Origin of the sequence: Arthrobacter sp. 2YAF22_2 (assembly GCF_052114645.1) — a bacterium.
Lineage (GTDB): Bacteria > Actinomycetota > Actinomycetes > Actinomycetales > Micrococcaceae > Arthrobacter.
The window spans coordinates 1-10,566 of sequence record NZ_JBFRFD010000054.1; the positions used below are offsets into that span (position 1 = coordinate 1).

At 69.6% G+C, this 10,566-nt stretch carries 10 protein-coding genes and 1 pseudogene; 10 read left to right on the forward strand and 1 reads right to left on the reverse strand.

Going from position 1 to position 10,566, the window contains the following annotated elements; translation table 11 throughout:
- A pseudogene (gene ligC / locus AB4Y86_RS03935) lies at positions 1 to 391 on the forward strand (ATP-dependent DNA ligase); the annotation flags it as partial.
- A gap of 61 nt (positions 392 to 452) precedes the next feature.
- Positions 453 to 962 carry a TspO/MBR family protein gene (locus tag AB4Y86_RS03940; protein WP_441400271.1) on the forward strand — a complete coding sequence of 170 codons (510 nt, stop codon included), beginning with the start codon at positions 453 to 455 and terminating at the stop codon, positions 960 to 962.
- A 104-nt stretch (positions 963 to 1,066) separates the two neighbouring features.
- Here AB4Y86_RS03940 and AB4Y86_RS03945 read toward each other — a convergent pair whose 3' ends face one another.
- Positions 1,067 to 2,386, reverse strand: a complete 1,320-nt coding sequence (locus tag AB4Y86_RS03945; protein WP_441400273.1) for an MFS transporter — start codon at positions 2,384 to 2,386, stop codon at positions 1,067 to 1,069.
- A gap of 226 nt (positions 2,387 to 2,612) precedes the next feature.
- Between AB4Y86_RS03945 and AB4Y86_RS03950 the strand changes: the two genes are divergently transcribed.
- From AB4Y86_RS03950 to AB4Y86_RS03985, 8 genes are all read left to right on the forward strand, one after another.
- The gene (locus tag AB4Y86_RS03950) at positions 2,613 to 3,455 is read left to right on the forward strand and encodes an IclR family transcriptional regulator (protein WP_441400274.1); all 843 of its coding nucleotides are present in this window, start codon (positions 2,613 to 2,615) and stop codon (positions 3,453 to 3,455) included.
- Positions 3,456 to 3,579: 124 nt separating this feature from the next.
- Positions 3,580 to 4,461: a shikimate dehydrogenase gene (locus AB4Y86_RS03955; protein WP_441400276.1), complete on the forward strand. Its 882-nt coding sequence runs from the start codon at positions 3,580 to 3,582 to the stop codon at positions 4,459 to 4,461.
- A complete protein-coding gene (locus AB4Y86_RS03960) occupies positions 4,461 to 6,413 on the forward strand; it encodes a TIM barrel protein (RefSeq protein WP_441400278.1) in 1,953 nt (650 codons plus the stop codon). The genes AB4Y86_RS03955 and AB4Y86_RS03960 overlap by 1 nt, the downstream gene beginning before the upstream one ends.
- Before the next feature lie 48 nt (positions 6,414 to 6,461).
- Positions 6,462 to 7,370 (forward strand): protocatechuate 3,4-dioxygenase subunit beta, encoded by a 909-nt coding sequence (gene pcaH / locus AB4Y86_RS03965; RefSeq protein WP_441400279.1) that lies wholly within the window; start codon positions 6,462 to 6,464, stop codon positions 7,368 to 7,370.
- A complete protein-coding gene (pcaG, locus tag AB4Y86_RS03970) occupies positions 7,363 to 7,968 on the forward strand; it encodes a protocatechuate 3,4-dioxygenase subunit alpha (RefSeq protein WP_441400281.1) in 606 nt (201 codons plus the stop codon). The genes pcaH and pcaG overlap by 8 nt, the downstream gene beginning before the upstream one ends.
- On the forward strand, positions 7,965 to 9,449 hold the full coding sequence (locus AB4Y86_RS03975) for a lyase family protein (RefSeq protein ID WP_441400283.1): 1,485 nt from the start codon (positions 7,965 to 7,967) through the stop codon (positions 9,447 to 9,449). The genes pcaG and AB4Y86_RS03975 overlap by 4 nt, the downstream gene beginning before the upstream one ends.
- Positions 9,442 to 10,260, forward strand: coding sequence for an alpha/beta fold hydrolase (locus AB4Y86_RS03980; protein WP_441400284.1), 819 nt, complete (start codon positions 9,442 to 9,444; stop codon positions 10,258 to 10,260). The genes AB4Y86_RS03975 and AB4Y86_RS03980 overlap by 8 nt, the downstream gene beginning before the upstream one ends.
- Positions 10,257 to 10,566 (forward strand): carboxymuconolactone decarboxylase family protein (locus tag AB4Y86_RS03985; protein WP_441400286.1); only part of this gene is annotated, 310 nt, incomplete at its 3' end. The genes AB4Y86_RS03980 and AB4Y86_RS03985, both read left to right, overlap by 4 nt.

Sequence of the window (10,566 nt, forward strand, 5' to 3'; positions counted from 1 at the left end):
GTACAACGACGACGGCGTGCTTGCCAGCGTGGGCGTCGTGGGCGCCTTTCCGATGCAGCGCCGCAAGGAATTGTTCGAGGAGCTTCAGCCGCTGGTCACCGACTTTGCGGAGCATCCGTGGGCCTGGGCCAAGCAGGAGGAGGGGGCCCGCACGCCGCGCAACTCCGAGGGAAGCCGCTGGAGCGGAGGAAAGGACCTCAGCTTTACTCCCCTGCGCCCGGAGCGGGTCTTGGAAGTGAAGTATGACCATATGGAGGGCGAACGGTTCCGTCACACGAGCCAGTTTGTCCGCTGGCGTCCGGACCGGGAGCCCGGCTCCTGCACTTACGGCCAGCTCGAGGAGCCGGTGCGTTACGACCTGGCGGCCGTGCTGGGCGCCGGTCCCGGCTAGCGGACGAGCGGCTGTGCGCGCCGGGCCGAGGCGGCCCGGCCATGAGACGAATAGGGGATCAATGATGAAACTGATGACCGTGTTGTGGACCGCGGCCGCGACTGCCGCGACGGCAGCGGCCGGCGGGGTGGCGACGGATCCGGGCAGCCGCTGGTACCAGCGGCTGCGCAAGCCGGGCTGGCAGCCGCCCGCGCTTGCCTTCCCGGTCGTTTGGACGGCGCTGTACGCGGACCTCGCCGTGAGTTCCGCCGTCGCGCTGGACAGCCGGGATGCTGACGACGGGCAGGACGGGAGGCGGGACATCCGCGCCTATCAGGGCGCCCTCGCCGCAAACCTCATCCTCAACGCGGCGTGGAGCTGGCTTTTCTGGCGCTCCCGACGGCCGTGGCTGGCCGCGGCCGAGTGCGCCGTGCTGGCGCTCAGCAGTGCGGATCTGGTCCGGCGGACCCACCACTTGAACCGCCGCGCCGGCGCCGCGCTGGCTCCCTACGCCGCGTGGTGCGGATTCGCCACCGTCCTCTCCACAGCAATCGCACGGCTCAACCCCGGAACGCCCGCCCGGCCGCGGTAGGCCGTCATGTCTTCCGGCCGCACGGCACCGAAACGCGCGTCAGCACACGGAAAAGCCCGGCATGTTCGGTGAACACACCGGGCCTTCCCAGTGGGAGTGACGACCTAGCGCAGGCCGAGCTCCTTGGTGGGAACCTTGAAGGTTTCCTTGGCCGTCAGTGCCGAGATGGCAGCGATGGCGGAGATGATCGCGGTGAAGATGCTGATCTGGACCCAGCCGCCGGGCTTGATGCCGCCCATCGCCGCTACGATTGCCGGGGCAAAGCCGGCCATCAGGAAGCCGAGCTGGGTGCCGATCGCGAGGCCGGAGAAGCGGACCTTGGTGCTGAACATCTCCGCGTAGAAGGAGGGCCAGACGGCGTTGGAGGCCGCGTAGCCGAAGGAGAAGAATCCGATGGCGGCCAGGAACATCAGCGGGATGCTGCCGGATTCGAGGCTGAGCAGGAACACCGGAGTCAACACCGCGCTGGCGATGGCGCCGTAAATGAAGACCGGCTTGCGGCCGATCCGGTCGGCCAGCTTGCCGAAGAGCGGCTGGGTGCCGAGGGCGACGAGGTTGGCGCCGACGACGAGCCAGAGCGTGACGGTGCCGTCGACATTGGCGACATTCTTGGCGTAGCTGATGGCCAGGGTCCCGAAGACGGTCGACACAGCGGCGATGAAGGCGCAGGCAACCACGCGCAGGACGTCGCGCCAGTGGTGCTTGAGCAGGTCGGCGACCGGGAGCTTGGAAATCTGGGCGGTCTTCTGGGCTTCCGCGAAGGCCGGCGGTTCGTGCAGGGTGCGGCGGATGAAGAACGCGACCATGACGACGACGGCGCTAAGCCAGAACGGGATGCGCCAGCCGATGCCGTACTTGACCTCGTCGGGGAGCGCCAGCACCGGAATGAAAACGAGTGCGGCAAGGATCTGGCCGCCCTGGGTGCCGGTCAGGGTCCAGGAGGTGAAGAAGGACCGGCGGTTGTCCGGGGCGTGCTCCAGGGTCATGGAGGAGGCGCCGGCCTGCTCGCCGGCGGCGGAAAGGCCCTGGCAGAGCCGGGCGATCACGAGCAGCACGGGAGCCCACCAGCCGACGGTCTTGAAGTCGGGCAGGCAGCCGATCACGAACGTGGAGGCGCCCATCAGGAGCAGCGTGAACATCAGGACCTTCCGGCGGCCCACCCGGTCGCCGAAGTGGCCCAGGATGACGGCACCGACCGGCCGCGCCACGTACGCGAAGCCGAAGGTCGCGAAGGACATGATCGAGGCGTTCGCGTCGGCGTCCGGGAAGAAGACCTTGGGGAAAATCAATGCTGCGGCGGAACCGAAGATGAAGAAGTCGTAGTACTCGACGGCGCTGCCTAGGAAGCTGGCGAGGGCTGCCTTCTTAGGTGTCCCGGCCGGTGCGGCAGTGCCCGGCGTCGTAGACGGGAGTGTCTGGCTCATGGTGTTCCTTCGATGTGACGACGTTGTCGCGGATGGATCGGAAAGGTCCCGCCGGCCGGTGGCTTCAATTGTGCGGCAGCCGGTGGACCGAGGAAAGACCCGGACTAGTAGCCACATGGTGGGAGCTACTTGTGCGATGTAACCAGCATGGCTGTGAGGGCGATCACTTGTCAACAAAAATAATCATCATCTAGCAATAGCTCTCACCATGTGGCAATATCGATACATGAGTGTGAACCAAGACACAGAGCCGGCCATCGATCCCGGCGACGCGGTTGCCGGGCCGGAAAAACCCACGCGGCAGGCCCGGGAGGAATCCCGCACCGACATGGTGGGCAAGGCCCTGGGCCTGCTGGTACTGCTGGGCGACGAGCCGCGCGGGGCCAGTGCCGCCGGGCTTTCGCGCCGCGCCGACCTTCCCTTCAGCACCACCTACCGGCTGCTCGGCTCTCTTACCAGGGACGGCTTCGTGGACTACGAGCCCGACGGCCGCCGCTACCACCTGGGCCTGCGCGTCTTCCAGCTGGGCCAGCGGGTTTCCAACCATCATGGCTTCGCTGGCACCGCGCTGCCCATCCTGCGGCGCGTCACCGAGGAATCCGGCGAAGCCACCATCCTCTCCGTGCGCGACGGGGTCCACCATCTCACCGTCAACAAGGTGGACGGACCGCAAACCTTCCGGGTCACCTCCGACCCGGGCCACCTTGGCGCCCTGCACACCACCTCGGTGGGCAAGGCGCTCATCGCGTTTGCCGACGACACCACCCGGCGCCAGCTGGTGGAGGAGCTCGAGCTGGAACCGCTGACGGAGCTTTCAATCACGGACCGGGATGCCTTCCGCGCCGAGATCGAGCTGGTCCGGCAGCGCGGTTACGCCACGATGGATGAGGAAAACGAGCTGGGCATGCGCGCCGTCGCTGTTCCGGTCTTCAATGCCCAGGGCCACGCGTTCGCCTCGCTGGCCACCGCCGTTCCCGTCTTCAGGATGAGCATGGAGGCCCTGGTGGCCCTCGTGCCGCTGCTCCAGGCCGCGGCGTCCGAGCTCTCCGCCAGACTTCCCCAGCAGTAGCGATGTTCGTAATGAGAACACTAGTGCAGTATGTGAACATCTACGGTAATGTAATCCCCATCACCCGGCCGGCCGCCGCTCGCAGCGCCGCCCGTCGAGTGCCGTTGTCAAAGGAGCTAGACGGATGAGCAACCGAGCGGAGTCCTTCCTCGTAGGGCTGGTAGGCGATGGCGTCATGCCGTCGCTCACGCCCCTCATGCACGAAAGGGAAGGCGATCGGCAGGGCCTGCGGTACCTGTACCGGCCCATCGACCTCACCGAACTCAGCCTCCCCGGCGAGGCCGTCGGGAACCTCCTCACCGGAGCCTACCGGCTCGGCTTCAACGGCTTGAACATCACCCATCCCTGCAAGCAACTGGTGCTTGAGCACTTGGACGAGATCTCCCCTGACGCCCGCCGCCTCGGTGCCGTCAACACCGTGATCATCCGTGATGGCCGCTTCATCGGCCACAATACCGACTTCTCCGGCTTCGCCTCTGCCCTCGGCTCGGGCCTGCCCGGGGCGAAGCTGGACCGTGTGGTGCAACTCGGGGCCGGCGGCGCCGGCTCGGCCGTCGCCTACGCCCTGCTGACCGCCGGGGTCCGCCGGCTGGACCTGGTGGATACTGACGCCGCCCGCTGCGCCGCCCGCGCGGCGGAACTGGCCGGCTACTTTCCGGATGCCGAAGTGACGTCGCGGACGCCGGCGGACCTTCCCGGGCTCATGCCGCTGGCCGACGGCCTGGTGCACTGCACCCCCGTGGGCATGGCCGCCCATCCCGGCGTCCCGCTGGATGTGTCGCTGGTGGAATCGCGGCACTGGGTTGCGGACATTGTGTACCGGCCGATCGAGACCGAACTCGTCCGGGAGGCCCGGGCCAAGGGCTGCGAGGTGCTCGACGGCGGCCGGATGGCTGTGGGACAGGCGGCCGACGCCTTCCGGATCTTCACCGGCCTGGAGGCCGACCCGGAGCGTATGCGTGCCCACTTCCTGGAGCTCGTGGCCGCCGAGGAGGTGGCAGCCTGATGCGCACCGGAATCGCCACCGTCTGCCTCTCCGGCACCCTGAAGGAAAAAATGCGGGCCTGCGCCGCCGCCGGCTTCGACGGGATCGAGATCTTCGAGCAGGACCTCGTCACCTCCTCGCTCAGCCCGGAGGAGATCCGGACGACGGCCGCGGACCTGGGCCTGCGCCTCGACCTCTACCAGCCCTTCCGGGACTTCGACAGCGTCCCGGAGGACCTCCTCGCCGCCAACCTGCGCCGCGCGGAGGCCAAGTTCCGGCTCATGTCCCGGCTGGGCGTGGACACCATCCTGGTCTGCTCCAACGTGGCCACCGCCAGCATCGACGACGACGACCTGCGCGCCGCCCAGCTGTCCCGGCTGGCCTCCCTGGCGGGCGAACACGGGGTGAAGGTCGCCTACGAGGCCCTGGCCTGGGGCCGCTACGTCAATGACTACGAACACGCCTACCGCCTGGTGGAACGGGTGGACCACCCGAACCTGGGCACCTGCCTCGACTCCTTCCACATCCTGTCCCGGGACTGGGACACGGCACCGATTGAGCGGTTCAACCCGGACAATATCTTCTTCGTCCAGGTGGCGGACGCCCCGAAGCTGTCCCTGGACGTGCTCTCCTGGAGCCGGCACTACCGGGTCTTCCCGGGCGAGGGGCAGTTCGAGCTTGCCAAGTTCATGGGCCACGTGGTCCGGGCCGGCTACTCCGGCCCGGTCTCCCTCGAGGTCTTCAACGACGTCTTCCGGCAGTCCGACGTCGAACGCACCGCCGTGGACGCGATGCGTTCGCTGATCTGGCTCGAGGAACAAAGCGCCCAGTGGCTGGACGCCCATGCCTCCCTGGCTGAAGCCGGCGAACCGGCCGGCCAGGGCGCCCGGGGCGCCGGCCGCCGTCGTCATCCGATGGAGCTGGCCACGTTGCCGCAGGTGGCCGAACCGGCCGGATTCAACTTCGCCGAAGTGCGGGCAGCGGACACCGGCGCACTGGAAACCTTGCTGGGCCAGCTCGGATTCGCGTTCAACGGCCGGCACCGGACCAAGAACGTGCAACTGTGGACCATGGGCCAGGCGCGCGTGATCATCAACGAGGAAGCCCCCGCCGCCGCGGAGACTGCCATTGCCGCGATCGGCTTCGACGTCGATTCCCCCGTGGTCGCCGCCGCCCGGGCGCAACAGCTCAAGGCCCCCGCGGTGCCGCGCAAGAGCCAGGCCAACGAGGAAATCTTCCAGGGCTTCGCCGCCCCGGATTCCACCGAGGTGTTCCTCTGCCAGGGCAGCCCGGACGGCACGGCTGCCTGGGTCGATGAGTTCGGTGCGGCCGGCGACCCGGGATCCGGCGCGGGACGCGGCGCGCCCGACGCCCCGCAGGCCCTGATCGACCACATCAACCTCGCCCAGCCCTGGCAGCATTTCGACGAGGCCGTGCTCTTCTACACCAGTGCGCTGGCCCTGGAACCGCAGCCGTACGCCGAGGTGGCCAGCCCCACCGGTTTGGTCCGGTCCCAGGTGATGACCACCCGCGACCGGGGCGTCCGGCTGGTGCTGAACCTGGCGCCGCTGCTCCAGCAGGAGGGCGGCCCGGAGTCCGACTCCGCCGGCGCCGCACCGCGCCGGACCTACCAGGAACACATCGCCTTCGCGGTGCACGACCTCGTGGCGACGGCCCGCGCCGCCCGCCGCCGCGGCCTGGAGTTCCTGCGCATCCCGGCGAACTATTACGAGGACCTGGCTGCCCGCTTCGACCTGGACCCTGCGTTCCTGGCCACCCTGCGCGAGCTGAACCTGCTCTATGACCGCGACGCCGACGGCGAGTTCCTGCACTTCTACACCGCCACGGCGGGCAGCGTGTTTTTCGAAATGGTGGAACGCCGCGGCTCCTACGACGGCTACGGCGCCCCCAACGCCCCGGTCCGGCACGCCGTCCAATACGACCACCTGCACCAGCTGAAACTCACCGCCTGACCCCACCGGTCAGGACCGTCCCACCCAACCCAACGAAAGGAGGCTGCTGTGCCTGAAGAAATCAACCTCGAAATTTTCAACGCGGACCCGATCACCGAAGACGTGTCCGACGCAGCGCCCGAAGCCCCGACGAAGGCCGCCGCAAAGGCAGTTCCGACCCTGGATACCGCCGCGGAATCGCAACAGATCCTCAGCGATGAGATGAAAGCCCTCGGCGAGGCCTACGCCCAGGCCCGCCAGAACGGCGCCCCGGCGGAAACCCAGCCCAGGCTGGACTACGCCCCGTACCGCAGCAGCATCCTGCGCCACCCGACCAAGAGCCTGCAGCACGCGGACCCGGAGACCATTGAGCTGTACTCGCCCGCGTTCGGGCACATGGACGTGCACGCCCTGGAATCCGACCTCACCATCCAGCACAACGGCGAACCCCTGGGCGAGCGGATCCTGGTCTCCGGCCGGGTGCTCGACGGCGACGGCCGGCCCGTGGCGGGCCAGCTCGTGGAAATCTGGCAGGCCAACTCCGCCGGCCGCTACATCCACAAGCGTGACCAGCACCCGGCACCGCTCGACCCGAACTTCACCGGCGTCGGCCGCTGCATCACCGGCGCCGACGGGTCCTACAGCTTCACCACGATCAAGCCCGGCGCCTACCCGTGGAAGAACCACCTGAACGCCTGGCGCCCCGCCCACATCCACTTCTCCCTCTTCGGCCAGGAGTTCACCCAGCGGATCGTCACGCAGATGTATTTCCCCGGCGACGCGCTCTTCGCCCTGGACCCGATCTACCAGTCGATCGTGGACCAGGACGCGCGGGACCGCCTGGTTGCCACCTACAACCACGACCAGACCAAACCGGAATGGGCGCTGGCCTACAACTGGGACATTGTGCTGACCGGGTCCAAGCGGACCTGGACCGAAAACGAGGCCTTGGGCGCGGAAGGTGACGACCATGAGTAACCCCACGAAACTGATTCCGACCCCCGGCCAGACCGTCGGCCCGTTCTACGGCTACGCCCTGCCGTACGCCAAGGACCGCGAGCTGCTGGCCCCCGGTTCGGCCGGATCCATCCGCCTGCAGGGCACGGTCTACGACGGCGCCGGGCACCCCGTCCCGGACGCCGTCCTGGAGATCTGGCAGGCCRACGCCGAGGGGAAGGTCCCGCAGCGCACCGGCTCACTGGTGCGCGACGGCTACACCTTCACCGGCTTCGGTCGCAGCGCAGTGGGCAACACGGGTGTCTTCACCTTCACCACGGTCAACCCGGGCCCCACCGAGCCGGGAGCCGCGCCGTTCATCTCCGTGGTCGTCTTCGCCCGCGGCCTGATGAACCGGCTGTTCACCCGGGTCTACCTGCCGGAGAACGAGGAGGCCCTGGCCTCGGACCCGCTGCTCGCCTCGCTCGAGCCCGAACGCCGCCAGACCCTAATCGCGCAGCGCGACCCCGACGGCGGCCTCAGCTGGGACATCCGGCTGCAGGGCGACGACGAGACGGTGTTCCTCGACTTCGACGGAGCCAGCGCGGGAGCCGACAGTGCAGGGGACGCCTCGAAGTGACGACCCCGCACACAGAGGGCGACGCCGGCCGGGACGGCGACTTCGGTCTGCTCAGCCCGGTGTCGGCGTCGCCGGCGGTGGCGGCGCTGACCGGCGACCGGGCGGTGCTCGCCGCCATTCTCCGCGTCGAAGCCGGCTGGGCGGCCGTCCTCGAAGAGGCGTCGCTCGCCCCGGCCGGGGCGGCGGCCCTCGTGGCGGCCGCCGCCGGCGTGGAGCGCTACGACGTCGCCGGCATCGCCGTCCGCGCCCAGGGCGGCGGCAACCCGGTGATCCCGCTGCTCGCGGACCTCCGTACGCAGGTCACGGCCCTCGACACCGCCGGGATCGGCGCCGCGCGGGCCGTACACACCTCGCTGACCAGCCAGGACGTGCTTGACACCGCATTGATGCTGCTGGCCGCCGGAGCCGTCCGGGAACTGCTCACCGACGTAACCCGCGCGACGGCGGCCCTCGCCGGCCTCGCCGCACGGCACCAGCAGACCCTCTGCGTAGGCCGGAGCCTGACGCAGCACTCGCTGCCGTTCAGCTTCGGACTGAAGGCAGCGCAATGGTTCCACGGGCTCGCCGCCGCGGCGCGCCGGCTCGGCGCCCTCGAACTTCCGGTGCAGACCGGCGGAGCCGCCGGCACGCTGGCCGCCGGCACCGTGCTGACCGACGGCTCCGCACTGACGCCCCTGGACCTCGCCGACCGGCTCGCCGCCCGCCTCGGTCTAGCCGCGGCCCCGGCGCCGTGGCACACCAACCGGCTCGCGGTCACCGCGCTCGGCGACGCCCTGGCCGCCGTGACGGACGCCGCGGGCAAGATCGCTGCCGACGTCTTGTTCCTGAGCCGACCCGAGGTGGCGGAGCTCGCCGAACCCCGGGCCGCGGGCCGCGGCGGCTCCTCGGCCATGCCGCAAAAGCAAAACCCGGTACTGTCGGTGCTGGTGCGCAGCGCCGCGCTGCAGGCACCGGCGCTGGCGGCCCAGCTGCACCTCGCGGCAGCCAATTTCAACGACGAACGCGCCGACGGCGCCTGGCACAGTGAGTGGCCCGCACTGCGTTCCCTGCTCCGCCTGGCCCTCGGCGCCGCCGGCCAGCTCCGTGAACTGACCGAAGGCCTGCAGGTCTTCCCGGCGGCCATGCGGCGGAACCTCGACCTGTCCGGTCCGCTGCTGCTGTCCGAGGCGGTGACCGCCGCCGTCGGGCCACTGCTGGGAACCGACAGCCGGCGCCGGCTCCAGGACGTCGTGGACCAGACCCTCCAGGTGCCCGCGGCAGACCAGCCGGACACCTACCGGAAGCTGCTCCGGGCCGCCGTCCCGGCCGAACAGCTCTCCGACCGGCGGATCGAGGAACTGCTGGACCCGGCCAACTACCTTGGCCAGGCAGCCGAGATCTCGCGGCGGATCCTCGCGGCGTGGCCCGACTTCGCCGGACCTCCCGCCCACCCCACTGAACCGACTGAACCGACCGAAGCGAAAGGTGCCAACCGTGGTTAGACCAACCGTCAAGGCCGTCCTGCTCTCACCCGTCCGCGAGCTCGGCGAGCGGCCCCTCCTCGTGGTGGGCCCGTCCCTGGGCACTTCCACCCTGCTCTGGAGCCAAGCCGGCGCCCTGCTCGGCGACGACGTCGACGTCGTCGCCTGGGACCTGCCCGGCCACGGCATCTCACCGGCCGCCGCGGAGACCTTCACCGTCGCCGAACTGGCCGACGCCGTCGTCGAGCTGGTCGATTCGATCGCCCCCGGCGCGCGCTTCCACTACGCCGGTGTCTCACTCGGCGGCGCCACCGGCTTGCAGTTGGGCATCAAGCACGGCGAACGGCTCAAGAGCCTGTCCGTGCAGTGCACCGGCGCGAAAATCGGCACCCCGGAAGGCTGGCTGGAACGGGCCCAGACCGTCCGCACCCAGGGCACCCCGGTGATGGTCGTGGGCTCCGCGCAGCGCTGGTTCGCGCCGGGTTTCATGGAACGCGAGCCCGAGCGCAGCAGCCGCCTGCTGCACACCCTGCGCGACGCGGACCGCTTCAGCTACGCGTTCTGCTGCGAGGCCCTCGCCGGCTTCGACGTGCGGAGCGAACTGGGCAGTATCCGGGTCCCCACCCAGGCCCTGGCCGGCGCCGAGGACACCGTCGCCCCGCCGTCGTTCGCCGAGGAGATCGTCGCCGGCATCACCGCCGGCGGCGGCACCGCGAACGCGGCGACCCTGGCGGGCGTGGCCCACCTGGCGCCGTTCGAAGCGCCGGGCCACGTCGCCGACCTGCTGCGCACCCTGATCACCTGGGCCGAGTCCGCAGGGGCCGGGAAATGACCGGCCGCGGCGGAAACGGCACCGGGAAGAGCGGCGCAGCGCGCAACGGGGTGGTCCAGCCGGACGCCACCAGCCAGGAAATCTACGACGGCGGCATGACGGTCCGCCGCGAGGTCCTGGGTGCCGCGCACGTGGACCGCGCCAACACCAACAAGGATTCCTTCACCGAGGACTTCCAGGACATGATCACCCGGATTGCCTGGGGCGGGATCTGGACCCGGCCCGGACTCAGCCGCCAGATGCGTTCCGCCGTCACGATCACSGCSATGGTGGCGCACGGCCACTGGGACGAACTGGCCATGCACA

What these genes read in the sequence shown, in the direction of transcription:
- AB4Y86_RS03940 (WP_441400271.1), top strand. Translation starts at nt 453, where the DNA reads ATGATGAAACTGATGACCGTGTTGTGGACCGCGGCCGCGACTGCCGCG.
- AB4Y86_RS03945 (WP_441400273.1), bottom strand. Translation starts at nt 2,386, where the DNA reads ATGAGCCAGACACTCCCGTCTACGACGCCGGGCACTGCCGCACCGGCC.
- AB4Y86_RS03950 (WP_441400274.1), top strand. Translation starts at nt 2,613, where the DNA reads ATGAGTGTGAACCAAGACACAGAGCCGGCCATCGATCCCGGCGACGCG.
- AB4Y86_RS03955 (WP_441400276.1), top strand. Translation starts at nt 3,580, where the DNA reads ATGAGCAACCGAGCGGAGTCCTTCCTCGTAGGGCTGGTAGGCGATGGC.
- AB4Y86_RS03960 (WP_441400278.1), top strand. Translation starts at nt 4,461, where the DNA reads ATGCGCACCGGAATCGCCACCGTCTGCCTCTCCGGCACCCTGAAGGAA.